General features: G+C 53.3%; 11 protein-coding genes. 4 read left to right on the top strand and 7 right to left on the bottom strand.

Annotated features, from left to right (window positions below; translation table 11 throughout):
- Positions 1-23: 23 nt before the first annotated feature.
- Together NTX59_11360 and NTX59_11355 are read right to left on the bottom strand one after the other, a co-directional pair.
- Positions 24-10,952 (bottom strand): fibronectin type III domain-containing protein, encoded by a 10,929-nt coding sequence (locus NTX59_11360; protein ID MCX5786275.1) that lies wholly within the window; start codon positions 10,950-10,952, stop codon positions 24-26.
- A 282-nt stretch (positions 10,953-11,234) separates the two neighbouring features.
- Positions 11,235-12,155, bottom strand: coding sequence for a transposase (locus tag NTX59_11355; protein ID MCX5786274.1), 921 nt, complete (start codon positions 12,153-12,155; stop codon positions 11,235-11,237).
- Positions 12,156-12,284: 129 nt separating this feature from the next.
- Between NTX59_11355 and NTX59_11350 the strand changes: the two genes are divergently transcribed.
- Positions 12,285-12,926: a lactate utilization protein gene (locus NTX59_11350; protein ID MCX5786273.1), complete on the top strand. Its 642-nt coding sequence runs from the start codon at positions 12,285-12,287 to the stop codon at positions 12,924-12,926.
- A gap of 75 nt (positions 12,927-13,001) precedes the next feature.
- Here NTX59_11350 and NTX59_11345 read toward each other — a convergent pair whose 3' ends face one another.
- Positions 13,002-13,664, bottom strand: a complete 663-nt coding sequence (locus tag NTX59_11345) for a hypothetical protein (GenBank protein MCX5786272.1) — start codon at positions 13,662-13,664, stop codon at positions 13,002-13,004.
- 97 nt (positions 13,665-13,761) lie between these two features.
- Positions 13,762-16,218: a type I pullulanase gene (gene pulA / locus NTX59_11340; protein ID MCX5786271.1), complete on the bottom strand. Its 2,457-nt coding sequence runs from the start codon at positions 16,216-16,218 to the stop codon at positions 13,762-13,764.
- Between the two features lie 65 nt (positions 16,219-16,283).
- Between pulA and NTX59_11335 the strand changes: the two genes are divergently transcribed.
- The gene (locus NTX59_11335) at positions 16,284-17,483 is read left to right on the top strand and encodes a putative glycoside hydrolase (protein ID MCX5786270.1); all 1,200 of its coding nucleotides are present in this window, start codon (positions 16,284-16,286) and stop codon (positions 17,481-17,483) included.
- A gap of 238 nt (positions 17,484-17,721) precedes the next feature.
- Here NTX59_11335 and NTX59_11330 read toward each other — a convergent pair whose 3' ends face one another.
- From NTX59_11330 to NTX59_11320, 3 genes are read right to left on the bottom strand one after another with little or no spacing between them, the layout of a single operon-like run.
- Positions 17,722-18,729 (bottom strand): WD40 repeat domain-containing protein, encoded by a 1,008-nt coding sequence (locus tag NTX59_11330; protein MCX5786269.1) that lies wholly within the window; start codon positions 18,727-18,729, stop codon positions 17,722-17,724.
- Positions 18,726-20,420 carry a glycosyltransferase family 39 protein gene (locus tag NTX59_11325; GenBank protein MCX5786268.1) on the bottom strand — a complete coding sequence of 565 codons (1,695 nt, stop codon included), beginning with the start codon at positions 20,418-20,420 and terminating at the stop codon, positions 18,726-18,728. The genes NTX59_11330 and NTX59_11325 overlap by 4 nt, the downstream gene beginning before the upstream one ends.
- 6 nt (positions 20,421-20,426) lie before the next feature.
- Positions 20,427-21,740, bottom strand: a complete 1,314-nt coding sequence (locus NTX59_11320; GenBank protein ID MCX5786267.1) for a hypothetical protein — start codon at positions 21,738-21,740, stop codon at positions 20,427-20,429.
- Between the two features lie 74 nt (positions 21,741-21,814).
- On the opposite strand from NTX59_11320, the gene NTX59_11315 reads away from it, so the two are divergent.
- Positions 21,815-25,189, top strand: coding sequence for a M28 family peptidase (locus NTX59_11315; GenBank protein ID MCX5786266.1), 3,375 nt, complete (start codon positions 21,815-21,817; stop codon positions 25,187-25,189).
- 23 nt (positions 25,190-25,212) lie between these two features.
- Positions 25,213-26,295, top strand: coding sequence for a DUF4185 domain-containing protein (locus tag NTX59_11310; GenBank protein MCX5786265.1), 1,083 nt, complete (start codon positions 25,213-25,215; stop codon positions 26,293-26,295).
- Positions 26,296-26,599 lie beyond the last annotated feature (304 nt).

Here is a 26,599-nt window from a genome sequence, read left to right as displayed (position 1 = left end):
CTTTTTTACCGTCGGTGCAGCAACTACTTTATTATCGCCAGTTTTTTTATTGTACTGGCGGTATCGCCTGTGCCGGTATTTTTTACTTTCACCTCGTAAATGTAAATGCCGGAGGCTACTTTGCTGTCAATATTCCAGGTAAATTCATATTTTCCCCCGCTCAATAAATTCCAGCCCGCGTCCGAATCGGAAAATTCCTTAATAACCCGGCCGTCAATTCCAAAAACCATTATCTGTTTTTTCAGCGAGCTGATATCCGATTCCAGGTGGAAAATGACGCTCTTCGAGGCGGGGTTCGGGAATGCGTAGACCTTATCCTTCTTCAACAGCGTTCCCAAGGGACTTATTTCCAGGTTCTGCCCCTCTTTCAACTGAACATTAAACTCTTTCGCGCCTTCCGCAAGCCCGATTATCTTTACCGTGTATTTGCCGGGCAACAGGTTGTTTATTTTAAATTTCCCCGCCGCATCCACATCTGCGGTTGAAATCTTTCTCCCCCCTTGATAAAGCTCCACATAAACTCCTGCCCCTTCAGTCTTACTCACACCTTTAGCCTTCAGCCTTAAGCCTTCAGCCTTATTGTACCCCTCTATGTTGCCCGAAATGCTGGCAAGCTCGAAAGTGACCGATAGCATAAAATCGACATCCGCTGTGGCGGAGGGTATCCCGTCTTTTGAGATATCGCTTATTATGTCGTTCGCGCTCCAGGTGGCGTGAACAGTGTAGCTCCCGACAACTATTCCCGTAAGCGAATAGCTCCCCAGCCCATCCGACGAGGTATAATCGGACGCGCGCAAAATCTCCGCCGTGTCAAAGGCCTCCACCAGAACCCCTGTTATGCCAACGCTTGATACCGTCAGCACATGGCCGTCTATCCTGCTCTCGGGATACGGCCGCGCCTGCGCGCTGGTTCCGTTTGAAAGCTCGGACCAGTTGCCGGCGTCATCCGCCGTCCAGAGCCGCAGATAATAAACAAGCGCCGGGGTAAGCCCAGTCAGTTCAGAACTTCCCCGCGAGCCCGCGCTCACATTCGCGGTTGAAACGGTTATTTGCGCGGCCAAAGTACTGAAACTTACCTGCGGGTCTAAAGCGTATTGGATTTTATATTGGCCGGTCAGCAGCGTTCCGCTTGAAGCGTCGTCGCCGGTAAACGACCAGCTTGCGATTATAGTCCCCGGCAATGGGCCTGTGGAGGCTGTCAGGTCCGTGACTGCCGCCGGCGGCGTATTGTCAATGAAAGTGAAGGTTGAACCCGCGGCCCCGAATGACAGGATGTTCGCGGGCACCGCATTGTCCGCCGCATCCACCGTAACATAGTAACTCACGTTAGCGGCTAGAGTTGACTTGAGCGTTTTGTTTACGGCGTAAGTCCATGAGGTTGTCCCCGAAACCGAGGTGCTTGAGGGCGAAACCGTCCAGTTTCCGGATTTGAAATTCCACCATTTATCGTCGCTCAAACGCTTAAGCCGTATCTCCGCCGATTTAACGCCGGAAACCGCGTCGGAGGAGGTTCCCGAAACGGCATTGAGCGAATTAATGGTTGAGCCGTCCGCCGGCGACAGTATGCCCGCCGACGGCGGATAGCCGTCAAAAGTGAATACGGCGGTTGAATAATCCGCCGAATAGTTTCCCTCCGTGTCGCTTGAGCGGGCGATTACCCAATAACTTACGCCTTCCGTCCATGGGATCGCCTCGGCGTAATTCCAGGCTGCATTTCCGGCGGCGGCGAACCACTGGCTCCCCGGAGCTAAAAACGCCGTTCCGTTCCAGTAAAGCCCCGCGGAGCTGTCTTTAATGCTCAGCTCGGTTCCCGCAAGCGGATGGGACAGGGTGTCGTCAGCCGTGCCGGAAATGACCGCGAGGGAAGAGTAGTAAGCCGAGCCGGGAACGGTTATGCCTGCAATGGGGCCGCCGACGAACTTTAATATCTTGAACACGTCAATACCGGAAAGGGTTACGGTACTGCCCGCCGCGTCTGCCGCCCTTACGGAGATATAGTTAGTAGCGGCGTTGGCAAGCGCCGCGAAAGCTACGGCCCAATTGTCCGCATAAACCGTGGCGCCCGCGGGCAGTTGGGCAATTGTAGTCCAGTCAAGAGCATTCGCGTCCGCGGTCCCCGGATGCGTGCTCGCGCTATATTGGATAGTTTGCAATCCGGAGCCGTAGTCAAAAAAATCCACGTCATAAATCGCCCCGCCGTCATCTTTCCGCCAGGTGGTCTCGCCGGACGCATTGTTGATTATAGAAGGCGGGACGGTGTCTTTTAAAATATAGAACGCGTCAACCGTTGAGGTGGAGTTGTTATTATTATCAAAAGCGCGCACGCTGACATAGGAAGTACCGCCGGGGAGCAGCGTCCAGAGGCCGGAGGGTATAGGCCAGGGGTCCGAATAATCGAACGAATTTATATCCGTCAGCACGGGAACCCAATCCGAAATCAATGTGCCCGTCTGCGCCATACCCGTGGTTATTTTTACCTCCGCCTGCTTTAACAGCGCCCCGCCTGTATCGGCGAAAGCCACTTTATAGACGCCGGAGTTTGAATTACGCCAGATCTTGTCGCCCGTCTGGTTGACCGTGATGGTCGGGCTTGAGAAATCCAAAGCGGGGTTGGCTTTTGTGGAGGTTGAGCTGAGATCCGTCCAGCCCGTGTAGGCGCCGATGGAGTTATACGCCCGCACGGAGGCGTAGTAAACGAACTTGTCGCTAAGGCTGTCAAAAACCGCGAAAGAATTTGCCGTATCGGAAGACGCCGCGTTCTGCGTATGGGCCGCATCGCTTGAAATTCTGGCTTCGTATCTTGTGCCGGCGGGATTGTCGCGCGTCCCCCAGTTGGCCTGCAGCGACCACATCCCCACCCCCGTAAATTGCGCGGTTGAAGGCTGTACGGCAAAAGTGACCGTGGAGAAAACGGGAGAGTACTCCGTTTCAACACCATAAAAGTTCCGCGCCTTAACCCTGAAATGATAGGCCGTATTGGGCACAAGCCCTCCGAAATCATATCCCGCGGCGGAGAGCCAGCCGGCGCCGGACACACCTGAGCTAAAGCCCGCATCCTGCGCGCGCTCCGCTAAATATTCGGTTCCGGCCACGGCGGCTCGCCAGACATCGCTTTTGGTTATTGTTCCGTCAAAGCCGCCTAATATCAGAAGTTTCCCTCCAACCCCGGCCATTGAATGGAATTGGCGCGAAGGCATTGAAGTCAGAGCGGCCCAGCCGGCCAAAGACCCGCCCGCGTTTATAAAACTCCTCCACACGCCGTCCTGCGCGTTGGAACCGTCGGTCCCGCCGGACATGAATATAGCGCCTTCGGCCTCAATCATCGCGTGGCCGTAAAGCGCTTTGGGAAGCGCGCTGTCCCCCGTCCAGCCGCCAATCGAGCCGTCGGAATTCAACTGCGCCCTCCAGACGTCAGGTTTGGCGGAAGTCCCGTTATTACCGCCTGAAACATAAATCCAGCCGCTCCCGGTCAACGCCATGGAATGGAAATATCTCGCTTCGGGAAGCAGGGCAACCTCCGTCCAGCCGCCCAAAACGCCGTCATCAGAAACTTTCGCGTACCACGTTTCCTTACGGGCCCCGCCGTTATATCCGCCTGAAACATAAATTATGTTCTCGCCAGTGGCGGAGGCGTGGCCGTACCTTGCCTGCGGCAGAGGCGGGGCCTGCTCCCACTGTCCTACAGTTCCGTAAGAGCTGACAATGGCGGACCACACCGTTGACTGCGGAACGCCGCCGTGAAGCCCGCCTGTCACATAAAGCCGTCCCTTTAAAGCCGACATCGTATGGCCGTAGCGGGACTCCGGCAGAGATGTGGTCTGTGTCCACTGGCTTACGGCCCCGTCCGCGCTGACTTGCGCGGACCACACTTCCGCTCTGTAATTTGTTCCGTCGGTTCCGCCGGAAATAAATATTCTGTCGCCCGAAACGGCGGCCGCCTGGCCATATCGCGCGGCAGGCATATTTGACGCAGCCAACCATCCTGATATTGCGTAGCCTGGGGGATTCCCCCCCGAACCCCACCATATACCGGCATTGTTCGGGCCCGCGTTCCTGGCCCCGACTTGAGGAGGAACAGCCGCAAGCGTTATTGAGCTTGAATAAGCATACCCGCTGCCCGCCTGTTCCCCGTTCGCGAGAGTTTGCAATCTCATGTAACAAGTGGTGTTAGGCGGCAGCCCCGATTCAAAAACTGCCGAGAGTGTCACCGTTTCAGAGGAAAGCGACACTGTGGTGAAATTATTGGTTGAAAGCTCGCATAAATATTTTGAGCCGTCGGAATTTCCGTTATTTTGCCAGCCTACCTGCGCGCTTGACAGCCAAAGCGTGTAATTGGCCAGCGCGGGCGGCACGGGCGGGGTGACAGTTGAACCGAGAATAAGTGGTTCTGAAAGGTCCATGTTATTCCCCAACGCTCCGACCCTGAACGCGTAAGCCGTATTGGACCTGAGCCCGTTAAAAGGCAGGGCAAAGGGACCGGGATAAAGGGCGGGGGTCAGCGAAGAGACGGCGACACTCGCGAATTCGTCGGTTGAACCCTCAACAAAATACTTTGTCCCGGGGCCATTACTGTTTGAAAGCCATTTAACCGTTATTGAAGTCGCGGCAATGTTTGCAAAATTCTCCGTGGAAGAACCCGGCTGGACGGAATAAGTGGAGCTGGATAGCGCGGCGGCAAAGTTTACTGTGCCCGCCCAGTTAAGCGAGCCCGCCCGGAAGAAATAAGTGGTGTCGGGGAAGAGGGCAGGGACAGATAGGCTGAAGGCTGAAGGCTGAAGGCTGAAGGAAGAATAAACGACGCCGGAAAAATTGGAGGCGGTGGAGGCCTCCACAATGTAGCCTTCACAGGTTGCGCTTGACGGAGTCAGCGGCAGCGCAGTCCAGTTTACCGTCGCGCTTGTGAAATATACACTTGTGACTTGTGCTCCTGTGACTTGCTGGCTTAGTGTCGGCGTGGAGCCCGGTACCGCAAAATAGTCGGTAAGTCTGCCGCCGGCGTTGACGGCGGCCACATGCGTGTAATAGGTGGTGTTGGGGAACAAGTTATAAGTTATGAGTTGTGAGTTGTAAGTTGTAGAGGAAAAAGCGATATCAGAAAAATCCACTGTGGACGAAACCTGCACGAAGTAGGGAATACCTGTGGCGTTGCCGTTGGCATCCCAGTGGACGGTAAGGGAGTCTGTATAAACATCGGTGAAAGCGGGGTCGGCGGGGCCGGGCACAATAGCCTGCGTTATGGTGGAGCCTAGCGTCAGCCAGGAATAATCCGTCATCCCGGCCGAGTTGTAAGCCTGCGCGCGGAAGTAATAAGTGGTGTTGGATGAAAGACTGGATACTGAATACTGGCTACTGGATACTAGACTGGAAGATGTAACAACCGAAAAATCAGAAACCGATGAAACCTGAATCTTATAGCTGGCGCCAAGTCCGTTGAAGCCTCCAGCCTCCGTACCGGAAGACCAGTTTACAATAATGCTTCCGGAAGAAATATTCATAAACAACGGCCCGCTTTGCGGCAGAGCTACAGCCGCCAGCGTATAGGTGGAAAATCCGATCACTTCGGTGGTCTCCGCGCCGATGGCATTTCGGGCCTTCGCTTTAAAGAAATACTGCGTGTTGGGCGACAGCGCGGTAAACGAAGAAGCCACTCCGGGGTCATATTCTTCGTTGATACCCAAAGTTGAGCCATTGTCGCCGCCACTGACATAAATTTTGCCTCCGACAACCGTACCGGCCGCTCTGTCGCGGGCTGTAGGCATCGCGGCTTTGCTGGTCCAAGTGTTCACAGCGGGATCGTATTCCTCGTTCTCGGTCCCGAGACCGCCGACGCCGCCGATGGCATATACTTTTTCTCCCACGGCGCAAACGGCCAGGTTGGAGCGGCTCGCGGACATCGGCGCTCTTGTCGACCATGTATTGGTAACAGGATTATATTCTTCGTTGATGTTTACAGGGGAACTTGTGTTTCCTCCGACAACATACACTTTGCCGCTTACGGCCGCGGCCCGGGCGCCGCCGCGGCTTGTGGGCATCGGCGATCGCGTTATCCAGGTATCGGCGCCGGGATCATATTCTTCGTTCGTATTTAAATTTGTTGAGCCGTTCACTCCGCCGATAACATATATTTTCCCTCCCGCAACAGCAGCCGGGAGCCAGGAACGCGCGGTTGTCAGCGGCGCTTTTGTGGCCCATGTGTTTGCAACCGGATCATATTCCTCGTTTAGATTATAATCAGCGCCGTAGTCGCCCGCCCTGCCGCCGATGGCGTAAACCTTGCCGCCCACAGCCGCGGCTGCCAGATAATTCCTGCTTACCGGCATGGGAGCTTTTGAAAGCCACGTGTTGGCAACAGGGTCATATTCCTGGTTATCATTAGTGGCTGAGCCGTATTCATGCCCGCCAACGACGTAAATCTTGCCACCGACAGCCGCGCCGGCGGGGCCGCTGCGGGCAGCGGGCATTGCCATTTTTGTCACCCATGTATTGCCGTTCCGCCAGGGTTTATAGACGCCGCTCATAGCCACTGCCACTCCGGACAGACCTGTTTCAAGTCCTGTAAATGCGGGCGTGCCTGCATAGCCGGAAGCCGTTATTGAATTACTGGATACTTCGTCAAAGTAAATATTCGCAGGCGTTTCCACCCAGGTCATGGTTGAGCCGAGCGTTTTGTAATACGTTATTATCCCGTTTTTGTTTATGGCCGCCACGCGGCCGTAATAGGTGGTATTGGGCGAAAGGCCGGGCAATACCGCGTTGAGGTTGTATGTGTCGGACGACGCCGCCACCAGTCCGAAAGCGGAATCTGTGGACGCCTGCACCCGGTATAAGGTGACGCCTGTGGGATTGGCGCTTTGGGTCCAATTAACCGTGACGGCGTTTGAGCTTACGGTCGTATACAGCGATGTTGTGGTATCCGGGACAGCCGCCAGCGTGTAGGTAGAAAATCCGATTACTTCGGTGGTCTCCGCGCCCAGGGCATTGCGGGCTTTAGCCTTAAACTGGTACAGCGTGTTAGGCGTCAGCGCGGTGAAAGTTGACGCCACGCCGGGGTCGTATTCTTCGTTGGCTGCTAAAGGACTTCCGGCATATCCCCCGACCGCATACAGTTTGCCGTTAATCGCGCCGGCAGAAAAGTTATAACGGGCAGTAGGCATTGCCGCCTTAGTAGTCCAGGTATCAGATATGGGATCGTACTGTTCGTTGGTGTTCAACCAAGTCCCGTTATAACCTCCTAAAGCGTATAGCTTGCCACCTATCGTTACCCCGGCGGATAATCGCTGACGGGCCGTGGGCATCGGCGCTTTAGCAGCCCAGCTATCAGCCGCAGGGTCATACTCCTCGTTGATAGCCACGGAACCGCTGCCATCATCACCACCTACTACGTACAGTTTGCCACCTACCACCCCGGCTGCCACATCTTTTCGGGCTATTGGCATTGGCGTTTTAGTGGCCCAGATATCAACCGCGGGGTCGTATTCCTCATTGCTGTTTAGAGTTGTGTTACCGTCAGAGACCCCACCCACTGCATATAGCTTGCCGCTTATTACACCCACTGACAAAGTATTACGGGCCGTGGGCATCACCGCTTTTGTAGCCCAACTATCAGACACCGGGTCATACTCCTCGTTGGTGTTCGTGCCGCCGACCCCTCCCACGGCATACAGCTTTCTGCCGATTACTCCCACTGCCAGCAAATTACGGGCCGTGGGCATTGCCGCTTTGATAGCCCATGTGTTGGCAACGGGGTCATACTCTTCGTTGGTATTCACTTGACCACCACTACTCTGCCCCCCCACCACATACAGCTTACCGCTTATTACGCTGCCTGATAGCTGTTTACGGGCCGAGGACATTGGGGTTTTTACTGCCCATGTGTTTCCATTGCGCCACGGCTTATATGCGTTGTTCATAGCCACCGCCACGCCCGATAAGCCAACCTCAAGCCCGGTAAACGCGGGGTTGGCGGCGTAGGCCGCGGCCGTTATGGCGGTGCTGGATACTTCGTCAAAGTAAATATTCGTCGGTGTTTCCACCCAGGTCATGGTTGAGCCGAGCGTTTTGTAATCCGTTATTATCCCGTTTCCGTTTATAGCCGCCACGCGTGCGTAATAAGTGGTGTTAGGGAAGAGGTTGCTGGTTATCAGTTGCTGGTTGCTGGTTGTAGAAGAGCTGGAAATAGCCGAGAAGTCGGAAGCGGTGGAGAGCTGTGCATAGTACATCGTCCCGTTGGGATTGGCGCCTTGCGCCCAGTTAACCGTAACGGCGATTGAGCTTACACCCGTAAACGCGGGCGTTGTGGTACCCGGTATAGCGGCCAGCGTGTATGTGGAAACCGTAATTTCCCCCGTCTCCGCGCCGATGGCGTTGCGGGCCTTGGCTTTGAAGAAATACTGCGTGTTCGGCGTCAGGGCTGTAAACGACGACGCCACTCCGGGATCGTATTCTTCGTTGGTATTCAATAAACCGGTCCCGCCCATTCCCCCCAAGGCATACAGTCTGCCGCCTATTACTCCGGTTGATGGATTTTCACGGGCCGTGGGCATTACCGGTTTTGCCGCCCAGGTATTGGACGCGGGGTCATACTCCTCGTGCACATTGGAGTAACTGCTCCCATCCCAGCCCCCCACGGTATACAGCTTGCCGCCTATTACTCCAGCTGACAAACTATCACGGGGCGTGGGCATTACAGCTTTTGTCGTCCAGGTAGTGGTTATGGGGTCATACTCCTCGTTGGTATTCAATACACCAACCGCATTCCCTCCCCCCGCCGCATACAGCTTGCCGCCTATTACTCCCACAGATAAAGAACCGCGGGCCGTGGGCATTACCGTTTTTGTCGCCCAGGTATTTGCCGCGGGGTCATACTCCTCGTTGATGTTTACCTGGCTAGTCCCGTTATACCCGCCCAAGGCATATAGCTTGCCGCCTATTACGCCGCCCGCGGACAATTCACGCCGGGCGGTGGGCATTGGCGTTTTTGTCATCCAGGTATTGGAAGCAGGGTCATACTCCTCGTTGTTATCTACGAAATGATCCCCCTGAGCGTCATTATAATACCCCCCCACGGCATACAGTTTGCCGCCTATCACTCCGGCCGATAAATAACTGCGGACCGTAGGCATTACCGCTTTGGCCGCCCAGGTATTTGCCACAGGGTCGTACTCTTCATTTTTATTGTAATAAGTGCCCCCCCCATTATCCCCGCCCACGGCATACAGCTTGCCGCCTATCGCTCCGGCCGCAAAAAACCAGCGTGCAGTGGGCATTCCGGTCTTTGGCGTCCATTTATTGCCGTTACGCCAGGGTTTATATGCGTTATTAATGGCCAATGCCACTCCGGATAGGCCGGTTTCAAGCCCGGTGAACGCGGGCGTGGCCGCGTAGCCGGAAGCGGTGATTGAAGTGCTGGATACTTCGTCAAAATAAATTGATGTGGGCGCTTCCACTAAAGTCATGGTTGAGCCGAGCGTTGTATAAGCCGTCATTACCCCGTTGCCGTTTACAGCCGCCACGCGAAAGTAATAAGTGGTATTAACGACCAAGCCCCGGAAACTCGCGCTGAGATTATAAGAATTCGTAACAAACCCCACTCCGAAGGCTGGATCAAAAGACATCTGCGTTCGGTATAAGGTCGTGCCCGTGGGATTGGTGTTTTGAGTCCAATTGACCGTAACGGCGTTTGAGCTTACGTCCGTAAACGCCGGCGTTGCTACGCCCGGGAGAGCGGCCAGCGTATAGGTGGAAACGGCAGCGGTTTCAGCTGTATAAGTAACCCCGTCGGATTGGCGGGCTTTGGCTTTGAAGCTATACTGCGTGTTGGGCGTCAGCGTGGGGAAAGTGAAAACCACGCCGGGGTCGTACTCCTCGTTGATAGCCGTTCCGCCAATGCCCCCGATGGAATACAGTTTGCCTTTGACAACCGGGGTGGCATGCTGGTAGCGGCCTGTCGGGATTGCGGCTTTGATAGTCCAGGTGTCCGCCAAAAGGTCATATACCTGGTTGTAGGTCAAAGTATTCGAGCCGCCTGTTACGTAAATTTTGCCGCCTATAACCGCGGCGGCGGGCTGTCTGCCGGGAGCCATCGGTATTGCCGCTTTCGGTGTCCAGGTATTGGCCACTGGGTCGTATGCTTCATTAGTTGTCAAATTGCCGGCGTTCATTCCGCCTATAGCATAAATCTTGCCGCCGTACGACTCGGCAACAAGATATTTGCGGGCCGTCGGCATCACGGCTATTCCCGTAGTCCAAGTGTTTGTTACCGGGTTGTATTCCTCGTTGGCATTTGTCCACGTGGTGCCGGTGTCTCCTCCTACCACGTATATCTTGCCGCCTACTGCCGCTATACCTTGAGCGGCGCGGGCGGTCGGCATTACGGGTTTAATCGTCCAAGTGTCTGCCACAGGGTCGTATTCTTCATTTTGGTTCTGCTGCCCGGTACTGTTGTATCCGCCTATCGCGTAAATCTTGCCGCCGGCGACTACTCCGGGAAAGGTACCGCGAACCATCATCATTGGGGCTTTGGTACCCCAAGTAGCCGTCACGGGGTCGTATGCTTCATTTGTGGTTAAAAATGAGCCACTGACCCCGCCTATAGCGTAAACCTTGCCGCCTATAGCCGCACCCGCAAGGTCGCTGCGCCCCGTGGGCAGTACAGCCTTTGTCGTCCATTTATTTCCGTTGCGCCAGGGCAGCGTATATGTCCCGTTTATGGAAACATTCACCCCCGAAGAGCCGGTCTCCAGACTGCTGAAGGCGGGATTGGGAGCGTAGATGGAAACGGTTATTGAATTGGTCGTAACTTCATCAAAAAAAACATTAGTCGGCGTCTCCACAGCTCCCGCAAAGCGCGGCAAAAAAAACACAATACTCAGAACCGCGCCGATAAGAACAAAACCGGGTACGCGATAAGGGATGTTGTTTAAAGTCTTAGTGTTTGGTATTTTTAGAGACAAAATACCGCCAACCCGCGCCTTAATGCGATTTAGATCGCTGCGTCGCAAAGCTTTTCGCAACGGCTTTGATGGAAAAAGCGTAAAATATATTTTTTCGCTTTTTATGAGATGTGACAAATTCTATCCCCCCCGTATGATAACGCGCGTTATATACGCAACACGCAAGATATCTAAAGTTTATCATGATAATTTCCCCCAGTCAATAAACCTTTAGTCACTGTAACCAAAGCTACATTCCCATTCCCTTAACTTTACATTTTAGACAATGACAAAAATGTAAAGTTAATGGGTTTTTTGATGGGTGGGGTCTGAGGATAGGGTATTGTATATGGTTTGTCTGGAGGTTCCGAACCTGTCTGCGATTTCGTTAAGCGTAAATCCGCGCGATTTTAATTGTTCTATAAGATATTTTCTGGCCTTCAATCCCTGCGGGGATCGCAGGCGGCCTTTTTCCGCCAGTTCGGAGATTTTCCTGTCAAGCACGTTTTCATCAAGAATATCATTTTCCTTTTTCAGAAACGCGTTTTTTAAAACCGGCAGCCCGGACAGCAGGCTGATCAGTTCCGCTTTGAATGAATTTAACGCGCCCGGTTTTTCCCATACCTCGCCGGTTCTGATAAACGCCGCCCGGACCAAGAGCTGCCGGTAAATTTCTTTTGCCGTGTCCGAATCTCTGCTTAACAGGCTGAGAATGAATTTTTCATCCACGAAACTTATTTTATTTTCACCTCCGGCATACAGGCCGCACGACGACCACCTATAGCCGAACGGATCACCGGCCAACGCGGCCCGGACAGGATTCAGGTGGATGTAAACCGATGTCGCCAGCGCGTAACTGTCGTCCAGGCAAAGCGCCTCGCGGTAAGCCCCGCAAAACACATGCCCTTTGCGTTCATATTTCTTATTGAAAAACCGCGCATATTCCTGAAACAGGCTTTGCATGGATTCAGCAAGATTGGACTCCTTTAACCTGATTTGCAGATGCAAATGATTCGGCATGAGGACAAAACCGTACACATCGAACAAAAACTTTTTATGCTTTTCTTTTAACAATTTAAGCATGAAAAGATAATCAGAATTTTCAAGAAAAAGCATTTCTTTTCCGGGCGCCCTTTGTGTGATGTGGCAGCACGCCCCCGGATAAACAATTTTTTCCCGTGCTCTGAACACCCTTCTTATTTTCCCCTCTTCAACAAGCCGCATAATATCCATATTTCCCCATTAACTTTACACTTTTGTCATTGTCTGAAATGTAAAGTTAAGATAGCAGATTAGGAGGGGGATTTCAAGAGTTGCGGGGGATTTTATAGAATAGTGGAAACGGGAGGAACGATGAAAGATGAAAACAAGCGGGCTTTTGAACTTAAATTGCTGAAAAGCGCAGCTGAAGCGCTGAAACAAAACGGTTTTGACACCGAAGTTTTTGAGGACTCCCCCTCCGCGGCTGACTATGTCCTTAAAATGATCGGCTCAGGGAAAACGGTCGGGCTGGGTGGAAGCATGACCGCGGCCGCGCTCAACCTGCCGGAAGCCCTAAAAGAAGGCAAGAACGAAATAATAACTCACACACCGGCAATGGCCCCTCAGGAAAGGGTGCGCACCTGGCTGAAAGCCCAGGCCGCGGATTTCTACCTGGCCTCGCCTCAGGCTATAACGGTGAAAGGAGAGATGATTTTCATAGATGGATTCGGGAACCGGGTTGCCTCCGTCATCTACGGCCCCGGGAAAGTGGTGCTTCTTGCGGGCGTGAATAAAATAGTCAGGGATATGGAAGAAGGGCTCTGGCGGATGCGCAATGTGGCGGCGATAGCCAACAATATACGGCTTAAACGAGAAAATCCCTGCGTAAAAACAGGCAAATGCGAGGACTGTGCTTCGCCCGAGCGCATCTGCAACGCGGTGACCATGCTCTGGAAAAAGCCGCGCCTGACGAACTATAAAGTAATCCTCATAAACGAGGAATTAGGTTATTAAAATACACGGTCTGACGCAAAAAGGGCGCCCGCTTTAAACGGACGCCCTTTTAAACAGCTAAATCCCTATCCCCGGCTACGGCTGGGTATTCTTGACAAGGCTTTCCGTATCGGAATAGGTGTGCCTGGCCTGATACGAGAAATCCCTGCAATTGCGGGATATATCCGACGCGGTCCACTCCGCGTCGTATCCGAACAGTTCCGGCCGGCCTGAGCGTATCGTCCCTTCCAGGTTCTGAGAGGCGTCTTCCATGCCGGGCCACGCGTCGTAAAGGATCATCCTGGCGTCCTGGTCCATCTTCCGCGCGATATCATTCAGCTGTTTTGATTTCTGCGCCAAGCCCAGTAACTCCTTCACGTCGGAAGCTATCCGCCGGATATCATTAACGCGCCTGGACATATCCGTAGACATCTTCCGAAGATCGCTCGGGAAAAAAGCGTCCTGCGAGTTAGTCTGTATCATGCGCTGGGCGGTATTGTTAAGATTGTCGAGGTCGTTTTTGACCCAGGTAAGATCGTTGCGCATTATTCTGAGTTCGTTAGCGGCATTATTGAATTTATTCACCAGGTCCGGCGGCGCCGGATCTTCTTTGGCCGGGGCGGAGGGAACCGGCACCGCGATATCCGCGGCCGCTTTAACATCTGAAGCGCGAATAGCGTTTAAATCCAAAAAGCCGCCGGCGCGAACGGCAGTGACCGAAACAGCGAACATAGCCAGAAGACATACGGTTTTTCTCATTGATAATCACTCCTCAAAATAATAATGTGCCCGACCCGTATATTTTAGTATTTTCCCCGCTCTTTTAACAGACTCCTTTGTCCCGTTCCCCCTACGGTTAGTAATAAAGCACGGTCAGTGAAATGGGCGGCACGTAAACATGGCCGGAAATTTTTTTATCTTCCGCGCTAAGGCTGTTCCCGTCAAAGGCTTTTTTGTATTTTCCGCGGGGCAGCGCGAACCTCTGCGCCGTCTTCTGTGGGTTTATCAGCACAACTATCCGCGTCCAGGCATCCCCGGCTCCGGCCGCTTTGAGCATATAGGCGATACTGGGCGCCGCGACCGGGAGCCCGAGCTCTTCGTAGAACCTGAGATTTTCACGCACCTCCCCGGCCGTCTTCATCCTGAAAGCCGGATGGGCTTTTCTGAGGGCTATCAGGTCACGGTAAAAGGAAAACACATGAAAATATTCTGTTTTGCGCGCCCAGTCCAGCTTATTAATCTCGTCCGGCAGGTTGAATGAATTGTCCTCCCCTTTTTTTGTGCGCAGGAATTCTTCCCCGGCGTGGATAAAGGGAATGCCCTGCGAGGTAAGCACTATGGCCTGGGCGAGCTTGTCCATTTTAATTTTAGTTTCAGCCGGCGCGCCTGTTGCCGACAGGTCAATGCGGTCCCAAAGAGTGTGATTGTCATGGCAGCTGACATAGTTGACGCTTTCAAGCGGCGACTCCGCGAATGTTTCAGGCGAACCTTTTATGCCGTTTATCACCGCCTGCCGGTAATTCAGCCCGTAGCTTTGAATATAACCCAGGTCTTTGATGTTAAATACGCTGCCCTTGAGAGCGTCCCTGAAGTCGTCGTTAAAAACCGCGAAGCCCCGGTCTTTCTGGGAACCTTTTTTGATCCCCGTAACCGGAGTAGGCCCCGACACCCACGGCTCTCCGTAAATTATAATATCAGGCTTGAACTCTTTAAGTTTTTTTACGGCCTCAAAGGCCGTTTCCGTGTCCATAAGCCCCATCAGGTCAAATCTGAAGCCATCTACTTTATAAACGCGCGCCCAGTGCAGCAGGCTGTCGATTATAAATTTACGGGCCATGGTAGCTTCGGTCTTAAATTCATTGCCGCAGCCGGAGCCGTTCCAGTAAGAACCGTCGGGTTTGACGCGGTAATAATAATCGCCGGACAGAGCTTTGAAATTGTAAATTCTACCGCCGGTTTCGGCAGTGTGGTTGTAAACCACATCCATTATAACCTTCAAGCCTTTTTTGTGCAGAGCGTCGATCATTAATTTTGCCTCACGCACTCTTGAGACATCGTCTGTTTTTGTAGCGTAGGCGCCTTCGGGGGAATTGAAATTAACGGACATGTAACCCCAGTTATAAGCTGAGGTGCTGTCCGAGTTTTCAAAATCCTCAAAAGGCAGTATATGCACCGCGTTCACTCCCAGCTCGACCAGATGGTCCAGCCCCGTTTTTATTTCAGGGTGCAGCGGTTGGAAGGTCCCCTCTTCGGTAAAACCCAGATATTTACCTTTGTTTTTTATTCCGGAAAAAGTGTCGCTCGAAAAATCCCTGATGTGCACTTCGTAAAGCACCGTTTCGGACAGATCAAATTGCGGCGGGTCCGCCACGGGAGTTTCGTCATAGGCTATCAGGGCGCGGCCGTCGTCCGCCGTCACGCAGGCCGCGTAAGGGTCCAGCCCCTCGCTTACGCCCCCGGTACTTGTGACGCGCAGGCGGTAATATTTTCCCGCCAAATCCCTGTCAAAAACTTTTTCCCACAGGCCATGACCCTTGTATTCTAAAAGCTCGTCGTTCGCCTCCCCCCCCGCAGGAGTGCCGTAAATAATAGCCTCGGCTTTTGTCGCCCTGGGCGCGAATACGCGTATTACCGTCATGCCGTCGGCGGTAAAAGCTCCCATTCTTTTAGTGGAAGTGAAATCCGGACCGTAAACCACGGAGCCGAGCTCAACTGTTACCGGCTTTAGATCGCGCGCATGCGCCTGCCAGAGCCCCGCGTTAAAAGCCTGCGGGTCCGTTTTTCCAAGTCCGCTGAACTCAAGCACGACGGTTTTGCCGTATTCTCCTCCGTCATAAAACTCAGCTTTCACGGCAGGGAAAATATTTTCGCCCTTGCTAAGGAAAAAATCCCGCTTGTCCAGAAAAGCCAGGTCAACAACGCGGCTGAGCGCCAGCTTCACCTCGTTTTCACTTTCAAGAGAAGCCGACACTATTTTTGTGGAAAGGTCGGGCGGAGCATAATAAATCCCAGCGTCTCCCTCCATCAGATAAATATTCCCCTCTCCGGCCGCTTTCATAATACGGTCAGGGCCGTCTTTTTTTTCCCAATTGCCGTATTTCGGCAGAAAACCGGTTTTTTTATTCAGAAGGCCGAAGGTCTTAATATCTATTTTAAAATAAACGCCAAGATCGTCCTTTCCGTCCGGAACGACTTCAAAGCCGTTTTTTTCCCCTTCTTCGTTCCAAACCCATAAGCTCCAGTTCCGGTAGTCGCCGCTCAGGCGGTTGTAATGGACAGTAAGTAAATTTCCGGCGTATAGTTCGGCATTCATAAAAATAGCTCCAAATAAAATCAGAAATTTAAAAGGCTGCATGTTAAAATTGTAAGATATATTGCATGGCTTACACACTATTTTTTTTACTCCTCGCTCAGCCGGGGCCGGTTTCAGCCCAGGCGGCCCGAAGTGCGGAAGCGCTCTCAATTCCCGCCAGCCAGCAATCCACGTCCGCGATAACCGGCGATAAACAACCGGCAAACCCCGTTTCTATTTCAACTGAGACCATAAGACAAAAGGTGCTTTCTGAAAAAATCGTGCGCGGGATACACCTCACCTGCTGGAGCGCCGGCTCAGCCAAAAGCCGCAGGGAAATCATAGGCAGGATTAAAAAGTCGGTCATCAATACGGTGGTGGTGGCCGTAAAGGAAACCGACGGCAAAGTTTATATTCCCGGCGTTAAAAAAGCCGAGGCGTTCGGTTCGTACGAGGCCGCGATCCCGGATCCGGAAGAGATGGTGGGCGATTTCAAGGCGGCAAAACTTTATACCGTGGCAAGAATAGTGACGTTCAAGGACAATATCGCCCCGAAAAAGCGCAAAGACCTGGCCGTGCGGACGCCGGAAGGCGATCTGTGGCGCAGCCATAACGGGGCGACCTGGATGGACCCGTATAACAGGGAAGTGTGGGACTATAATCTGGAAGTGGCAGCCAGAGCGGCTAAAGCCGGTTTCAACGAAATACAGTTTGACTATGTGCGCTACCCCTCCGAGGGCAATACCGCCCGCTGCCGCTATTCAAAACATCACAGTTCAAAAACCGCCACGGCTAATCTGGCGGATTTTCTGAAATACGCGAGGAAAAAACTTGAGCCTTATAGCGTTAAAATTTCGGCCGACGTGTTCGGGCTTACCACCTCCGTCAAGGATGACATGGGCATAGGCCAGGACCTCAGGGCGCTGGCTGAAAACGCGGACTATATCTACCCCATGATGTACCCCTCGCATTATTACCCGGGGGAATACGGACTGAAAAACCCTAATTCCCAGCCCTATAAAGTGATCAACCACGGACTAAAAGACGCCTATTCAAAACTTGGCCTGAACTACTCAAAGATACGGCCCTATTTGCAGGATTTTTCGCATGGCAAGCCGCATTACGGTCCGGAGGAAGTGCGCGCCCAGATGATGGCTTTACGGCGCAATATGCTTGAAAGCTGGATTTTATGGAACCCCGGAAATAAATACACCTGGAACGCCCTTACCCCCCAATATTACCGCGCTTTCGTGGATCCCCATTACGAGAGCGTGACGGCAAAATAGTCACAAGCCCTTATTCTGAATTCTTCAGTTGTGGCACTGGCCTGTTCCGCCTTAGGCGGACTGTCCGCGACTGAAGAATTCCCCTCCGCAGTGCTCAGGGGTCGCTTCGCGACGGATACGCCCTTGAAAATTTTCGCACATAGTGCTGAAAATTCGCAACCCGCTGCTGCGGGGAATCCGGCAATATTCCTGTTCCCTGTGTTTTTTAATGAAAACTATCTAAACTGCAGGATTCGGGTTATTTCAGCGGCTGAAATATCCGCACCCCGGCATTCCCTGAAGCGCAGACCAGATATTTTCCGTCGGGCGTGAATTTGACGGAGTAAACGGCGGAATCGGACACCTTTATTTTTCTTTCCCGGGAGCATTTTTCCGCGTCCCATACCCGTATCTCTCCGTCAAGGTCTGAAGAAACCAGCCGCGAGGAATCGGCTGAGAAATCGAGCGAAGTGACGCCGGAAGCATGTCCGGTAAAAACGCACTTGCGCTCACCCGAGAAGTTATCCCGCACCCTTATCGTTTTTCCATATCCGGCATAAGCCAGATACCTGCCGTCGCGGGAAAAAGCGACGGTCATAAGGCAGTCGGCGGGATCATCCCTTACCATTTTCACGAGATTGCCGGTTTTCATATCCCAGACGGCTACCACGCCGTCGCAGCCGGCGGAAACGAGGAATTTAGCGTCCGGCGAAAAATCCAGAGCGTTCACCGCCCCGCGGTGGCCGTGTAAAATCATGGCGGGCGCGGGGAAGGCCGGCTCCCATAGCCTGATAAGCCCATCCGCTCCCGTGGCGGCCAGATATTTTAAATCAGGCGAGAACTTGATTCCGAGCACGCTCCATTCGGCGTCTTTAGCTATCCGCTTTTCGGTTTTTTTTCTGTCCGACTGCCCGGCTGACAGGAAGCGGGCCCGCAGCTTTCCGTCCAGCCCGCCCCAAGCCAGTATTTTTGAATCCGCTGAAAAAGAAACCGCATAAACCGGCATGGAGTTTTCCCGGAAATCGGAGAGAACCGCGCCGCTCCCAAACTCTCTTAAAACGACCCCTCCCGCCGCGCCGGCTGACGCGACCAGTTTCCCATCCGGAGAAATAGCGATGTTTTTAACCGCTTCACCGGAAGCGCCCCAGGTCCTGCAGGCGGGGAGCCGGAACGACTCGCAGCCGCGGAGAGAGCCGGCGTCCCGCGGCAGTCCGCTGTCACAGCCGCAAAAACAAAGCGCGGCTCCCAGTAAGATCACGACTTTCATTTAGCCGCGCCTCCCTCAATTTTATTTTTAAGACAGGCGGCATCTTCCACGCGGCCCGTGAGATGGAGCATTTCCGCAATTTTCCGCATACCTTCCTCGTCGCCGGTCAGGTCATAAACAAAAATGGAATACCCCGCCTTGAACACAGGGGCCTTTTCCCGGAGCCATTCCAAAAGCCGCTTATCCCTGTAATACACGCTTTGCAAATTGGTAACCGACACGGCGAGGAGATGTTGCTTGAACGAGCATGGGGCTTCCCCCGTCCCTTTCAAGGGCAACTCCGAGAAAATACTGAACGGCACATATTTTATGCCGTAATATTCCGGAAGCGCGGTCCCGAAATAGCAGAGATAGACCGGCGGATTACCGCGTTTCCGAAGCTCGATGGCAAGATTTTTTAAATCCTGCCCCCAGTCTATATTGGCCTCCACAAGATGCCTATAACCGCCGGCAGGCCCGCCCGCCAGTTCGTTAAAATAACTCAGGTAATACGGATGGACCGGCGCGACCGAAAGAAAAACACAAAAAAGCGCCGCGGAACCGGCGACAGCACCAAAACCGCTTTTAAACGCGCGCGACATGGCATATCCCTCGATGACGGCTACAAAAGGCAGCGCGGGCAGAAGATGCCGGAAAGCGACCTGGAACTTTGAAGTCAGCGCGAATTCCAGGTAAAGCGTGGCGGGGATATAGATCCATAAATGTTTCTTTTCACTTTTCACGAAGGAATAAAAAACGCCGGCGGCCAGCAGCGCAATATGCCCGAGCGGCGTTTTAACCAGAAAAACGTAAGGAAAGTACCACCACACACCCTGCTTCTCATACAACCCGTTCATAAACGAAACTCTTCCTGCGGCAAGGCCCTGTGAAGTTTCCAGCACTCCCCGGAAATAAAGGCCCACATCCGTAACCCGGTAGACGGCAAGCAGGACGGCCAGCGCGGCCGCGCCGTAAACAAGCAGGAGATAAAGGATCTTTTTACTGAAACCACGGCCGGGACTGACCAGCATGCCGGAGGCAAAAGTTCCGGCGATGAATAACGGCAGAAGCGCCATATTGAACTTGGAGACCATGGCAAGCCCCGTCAGGGTTCCGGAGAGCGCGGCGCGCCAAAAGGCCCTTCCGTAGTCGCCGGCGTCCAGGTTTTTAGCGGTCAGATACGCGCCCAGGAACGCGCCAAGATAAAGGACGCTGGACGGAGCGTCGGTAGTTACCAGCGTGTTATTGGAAATAAAAGCGGGCGTAAGGGCAGCCGCGGCAAGGGCCCACCAGGCGGCATCACGGTCCGCCATCTCGCGCGCGAACAGAAAAACAAACAGAAAAAGCAGGGAAGTCCAGACGATATACGCAAAATATCTCGCGGTGTTCAATATTTTTTCCGCCGGGGCGGTATTATGATAGAGGAATTCGGCGGCGTAATTGTAAAAATCATTTCCGCGGTAGGCAGCGCCGTTTTCAAATGTTTTAAGGCCGGGAAAGAACAAAAGCGGCGCCGAGGCAAGCATGTCGGAAAAGGGAGGGTGGTTGAAGATACGTAAATGGTATTTCCCCGTCTTTAAGTAGCTGTAACCCACCACTAGATGCGCCCCTTCGTCATATGTCAGGCTTGAAGTCCTGATAAAGGAAACCGCGCCGTAAATATTAAAAGCGACAGCCAGCGCGGCGGCGATAAACGGGAAGTGTTTTTTCATTTATGTTCAGACAGTGCGGGATTTGCCCGCCACCCCGCTCTTCCTTTTGGCAAAGGGAGAAAGAGGTGTATATGGAGCTGCTGTCTGAATCTTAGTTTTTACACAGGCGGCGTACTGCTTTTCCACGCCAAACATCTGGGCTATCATGGAGCCTATATCCGTCAGCCCCGGATACAGGCCGGTCTGAATGCCGCCCAAGTCCCCGCCGCAGTCGATGCGCTTGACTATCACGGGCAGAGGCTCGTTTGAATGGTAGCCGTAATCCGCCCGGTGTTCCATGCCATGGTCGGCCGTTATTATCATTAAATCGCCCTTATCAAGCCGGCTTTCGATAAGCGGCAGCAGGCGGTCTATTTCCTCAATAGAATTTACCGCCCCCTCCACATCGCGGGTGTGTCCGTAAACGCTGTCGGTGTCCACCAGGTTGGTAAAGACAAAAGTGCCTTTGGGCCGGTAAATAGCCCTGGCGCCCTCGAGCGCATTTATGGTGCCCTGCACCGTGAAGGGGTTTGTGTCTTTTTTCTTCGGATGAACGAAGCGCAGGCCAAGCGCTGGGTCAAGGAAGATTTCCTTATTAAGCTTCACCTTTGCGTGATAGGCGGTATTCACCAGATCGCTGGTCTTGCCCACCGCCACCGTCCAGACGGAGTTGTCGTACAGTATGTCCACCAGGGTTTTTTGGCCGATGGGCAGAACGGCATCGTGGCGGTTGGAGGTGCGGATGATCTCGCCCTGCGCGTTCTTTATATAGGAACGGGCTATGGCGCGGGTTATGGGTATTTTCATCTCCATGGCGAGCGCGAAAGCGATATCGGCTATTTTGTGCTGTTCTCCGACCGGTATGACAGCTTCGTTCATCGCCAGCTGTATCAGGGGATCGCACTTGCTCGAGTAAACTATAGGTTTACCCGTGCGCTCGTGCTCCGCCGCGTTAAGTTCTATGGCCTCCATACCGCCGGCCATTTTATTGTAAAAAGTTTTTCTGCCTATGCGCCTTTCAAGTTCGGAGAGATACTTTTTTGAAAACCCGCCGTTGAACAGGTCGTAAGTGCGGTTATCTATCACGCCCACCATCTCGCGATGGCCCACAAGGCTGTCCGCCGTGGCCGAAACCTGCGTTATGCGCGCGGCGTAGCTTTTAGCGGCGAACGGAGGCGTGAATCTTTTTTTATATTGAGGCAGCACAATATTGCCAAGGCCGAGTTTTGACAGATTGGGCATTTTTACTTTTCCGGGATAACGCGACAGCAGATATTCGACGGTGGAAAGTCCAACCGCGTCTATGACCATCAGAAGCGCTACCGGGGTTTTCTTTTTCATGCGGCCTCCATCTGGTAAAGTTGTAATATATTGTATAAGTTAAAAGCCATCAATTAAAAATTCCGGACAGCAAAATGAAAAATATTTTCTTTCCTCTTGTAATCATTTTAGCCTTTGCGGCAGGTTTGAACGCCGGGACAGTTAACCATGCTCTTGAAATAAATATTGATCCGCAAAACCATTCCTTCTCCGTCAAAGACACGCTGACTTTGGCCGATGCCGGCCGGGAATTTATTTTCTCCCTGCACCAGGGCCTTAATCCGTCGGTAAAAGCCAAAGACGCCGCGCTGGAACTCATAGCCCGGGAAACCGCTCAAAAAAAATACGGCATTAATTATTCCTCCAACAGCCTGTTTTTTGACGCCTACCGCGTAACGCTGGCAAAGCCGTCAAAAACCTTTACGCTTGAATACGGCGGCATTATAGATCACCCGCTAGGTGAGCGGGCGGAAGAATATGCGCGCAGTTTTTCCGAAACCCCCGGAGTAATTTCCGGAGAAGGCTGCTATCTTTCCGGTTCTTCCGGCTGGTACCCGCACTTTGAAAGCTCCCTGGTCGCTTTCAGGCTTGAAACCAGGCTGCCGGCGCCCTTTGATTGCGTGGCGGGCGGCGCGCGCGTTAAACATTCGGCTGATAAAACCACGATTAGAACGATTTGGGAAGAAAAAAACCCGCAGGACGAAATCACGCTTGTCTGCGGCAAATACTCGGAGTATAAGCGCCGAGGCGGCCCGTCCCGCTTTTTTGTCCCGGAAAACGAGGCCTCAAACCCGGCCAATACTTCACACTCCTTGCCCGTTGAGTCAACAGGGCGGGTACCGCTTGAATATTACGCTTTCCTGCGCTCTCCCGACCGGGAACTTGCAGAAAACTACCTTGACGCCGCTGAAAAATACGCGGTTTTTTATTCCGGGCTCATCGGCCCCTATCCTTATTCCAAATTCGCTTTGGTGGAAAACTTCTGGGAAACAGGCTACGGGCTTCCGTCATTCACCCTGCTGGGGCCCAAAGTTATACGCCTGCCTTTTATAATCAATTCTTCATATCCGCATGAAATACTGCATAACTGGTGGGGCAACGGCGTTTTTGTGGACTATGAAAAAGGCAATTGGTGCGAGGGTCTTACCGCCTACATGGCCGACTACCTGATAGCCGAAAACCGCGGGAAAGGCAAAGAATACCGGGAAACCACCCTGCAGAAATACGCGGACTATGTTTTAGAAGGCAAAGATTTCCCGCTTACGGAATTCCGTTCGCGCGATTCCTCGGTCTCGGAGGCCGTCGGCTACGGCAAGGCCCTTATGCTTTATCATATGCTCAGGAACGTTCTGGGCGATGCCAGATTCAAAACAGGACTCAGGGATTTTTACGCCGATAACCGCTTCAGGCTCGCGGGGTTTGACGACCTTAAAAAAGCTTTTGAAAAGCGAACCGGAAGCGGCCGGCTGGACCGTTTCTTTACCCAGTGGACGGAGCGCGCCGGCGCCCCTGAACTTGCCTTAAAGAACATAAGAACGGGCCGGGGAATGGACGGCGAATATACCCTCGAATTCACTTTGGCGCAGGTTCAGGAAGGCCCCGCTTACGCGCTTGAGGTGCCCGCGTTTATTTATCTTGAAAATATGCCGCAGCCAAGACCAAAGCTTCTTACCATGACCGCCAAAGAAGAAACCTTCCAGTATTCCGCGCCGCTGAAAATACTGCGACTTGAAATAGACCCGGAATTCGATATTTTCCGCAAGCTCGACCCGCTTGAAACTCCGCCTGCGCTTTCACGCATGCTGGGCGCTAAAAAACCCGCTCTCATACTGCCTGCGGGCGCCGGCTACGCGGCTTGGAATGAATTCGCGTCCGCCTGGACAAAAGACAAGGAAAACCTCCCCGTTATAAGCAGCGATTCAGCTGCCGCGGCCCCCCCTCCCGGAGCTTACTGGCTGCTGGGCTCTGAAAACAGGTTCACCCCTGATTTTGAGAGAGGGCTTGAAATATACGGCGCCCGTTTCAGTTCTTCTTCCATAATTATGGAGAACCAAAAATTCCCGCGCGCCGGGAATACTTTTGTGTTCGCGGGTTTTTCCGGCGGGCTGATAATTTCCGCCTCCACGGCAAGCCTGTCGGCGCTGGCGGCTAAACTGCCGCATTACGGCAAATATTCCTGGCTGGTCTTTGACAGGGACATGAACTCCGCCGCCACCGGGATCTGGAAGACTTTCTCCTCCCCGCTCGGCATAAACTTGCCCGGAGCGGAGGCCCCGGCCGGGCGGCGCTACCCGGCGCGCGCCCCGCTGGCGGTCCTGCCCTCCGTTTTTTCAGGGCAAAGGATATATTCCGACGTCAAAACGCTTGCCTCCCTGCCCGGCGGCAGAGGTCCGGGCTCGCCCGGCCTGGGGAAAGCCGAAACCTTGGTCAAGGCCGCTTTTAAAGAGGCCGGCCTTGCGCCATTCTATCCGCCCGGCTTTTCCGTTCCGTTTACGGCTGATAACGCGGGGCGGGAGCTTCGGCTCAATAACGTAATAGGCAAGGTGGAAGGCACGACCGCCAAGGACGATTACGTCGTGCTCTCCGCGCATTACGACCATCTGGCCGCGAAAGGCGCGGAAGTTTTCCCCGGCGCGGACGACAACGCTTCCGGCGTGGCGCTGCTCCTTGAACTGGCCCGTTATTATGCCGTGCATCCGGCGCGCCGCACTATAATCTTCGCCGCTTTCTCAGGGGAGGAGGAAGGGCGGCTGGGCTCCAGGAATTTCGTGGCCGGCTTGTCGCCGGCGACGGCGGCGAAGATCAACGCAGACTTGAATTTTGACACCGTGGGCCGCCTGGAAGGAGGGAAAGTACTGCTGCTAAGCTCAGGCTCTTCCGATAAGTGGGTGCATATATTCAGGGGGGCCGGCTTCGTCACAGGCTGCGATTACGACCTGGTAAAGGAGGACCTGGATTCCAGCGACCAGATCAGTTTCATTGAAGGCGGCGTGCCGGCCGTGCAGTTTTTCAGCGGGCCCAAGACGGATTATCACAAATTCACGGACACCGCCTATAAGATCGACGTGGCCGGCGTTGTAAAGCAGGCTGAATTCGCTAAAGAAATAATAGATTATCTGGCCTCGGATAGTGATTTTATCACCCGTCCCTCTTTTTCCGGCAGCCCGGCCGTCCAGCCGTCCAGCCGCCCGGCTTCCCCCGGCATCCGCAAAGTATACACCGGCCTGGTGCCGGACTTCACCTTCCAGGGAAGCGGCGTGAGAGCGCAGGACATAACGCCCGGCTCGCCGCTTTCAAAAACGGCGGTAAAGCCCCTGGATGTGATAATAAAAATAAACGGGCTGGCCGTGGACGGACTTAAGGCATATTCCGACGCGCTGAAAAAGTTCTCTCCCGGCGACACGATACAAATGACTTATCTGTCCGATAACGAGCAAAAGACAATTGAGATGGAAATAGCGGGCAGGTAATAAAGTCACAAAGAAAACCTAAAATGCAAAATATATATCTGCCGGTTTTCTTGTTCTGCTCCATGGCAACGGGCGCCGTTTTCGGCGAAACTGTCAACGAGGGAATTTTTGCGCCAAGCCGCCTTGATTTCGTGCTTGGACAGGATGGGGTTACCCCCATCCCGGTTATTTTCAAGGACGGAGAGAAAAAATATCTCTGGACATTCGGCGACACCATGCTTGGCGCCTGGAAAGGGCCGGTGGTTACCACCGCCACCCTGAATTTTGCCGGCGCCGCGGACACGGAAGCCATGCCCTGCAATACCCTGGCGCTTTCAGCTGTTCCGGCGGAAACAAATTACAAAGAACTTCGCTTTAAATTTTACACTGAAAGCTCAACCGTCTCTGAATTCATCAAATATAATAAAAACGAAAACCCTTTCATAAACCGCCTGTGGGCCGACAGCGGCATACAGACGGACAGCGGGGTGTACGTGTTTTACATGGATGTGGAGATTGCTAAAGAAAACGCCGCCGGCTTTAAATTTAAAGGCACGGGGCTGGCAAAAGCAAAAACCCCTGAAAAAGCCGACATTCTCGAATTCAATTTTGAAAGGGTCGGCAAATTTTACGCGAAAGATATTTTATTGGGCGACAGCGTGGTAAAAAAAGGCGGCTATGTTTACATCCTGGGAAGGATCGCAAAAAAAGCGGATGGCAGCCTGAACGCGCTCTGCGCCGCCAGAGTGGAACCGGCGCGAATAGAGGACTTTTCAGCTTACGAGTTCCTGTCCCGTAAAGGCCGCTGGCAAAAAAAAGAAAAAGGGGCTTTTTTTGACGATGTTTCAGGCGAGGCGTCGCTGGTATATGATGAAGGGGTGGAGCTTTTCAGAATAGTCTATATGAGCGGCAGGACCCAGGACATACGACTGGTTGAATTCGGGACTTTTAATGCGCTCGCGCGTAAACCGTCCGTAAAAAGCGTTTACAAACCCGAACCCAAAAAAGATATTTTCTATTATTCCGCCAAGGAAATATTTCACTCGAAAGAAACCGTCCGCATCATCTACATTGATCCTTCCATCTATCAGCCGATACTGGTGAAATACAGTAAACCCGTTAAATAGCGGTCAGGGCTTGTCCAGCTTGAGAGTCTTTACTCCTGATAAGTGCGTCAAACCGCACCAGTTTATTAACCGCGGCAGGTATCTCAATGGAGCGGGTGACGGGGGTTGGGTGGAAAAATCCTCCGGAGGCCGAGACTTGCATAAGCGGCGAGGCCGAGGAAGGGAAGGGCGGCACGGTGTGTCCCGACCCTGGTTTTTGGAACCCATCCCCCGGCAGGACCCGCGAACTCACAGGCCTGCCGTTACCTCTTACGAGGGTGTCCCAGCGCACAAGTCAGGCAACGAAGCATTTGCCTTTTCAAAT

The sequence above is a fragment of the Elusimicrobiota bacterium genome (genome assembly GCA_026388155.1).
Lineage (GTDB): Bacteria > Elusimicrobiota > Elusimicrobia > Elusimicrobiales > UBA9959 > UBA9634.
This window is presented reverse-complemented; position numbering and strand designations above follow the sequence as displayed.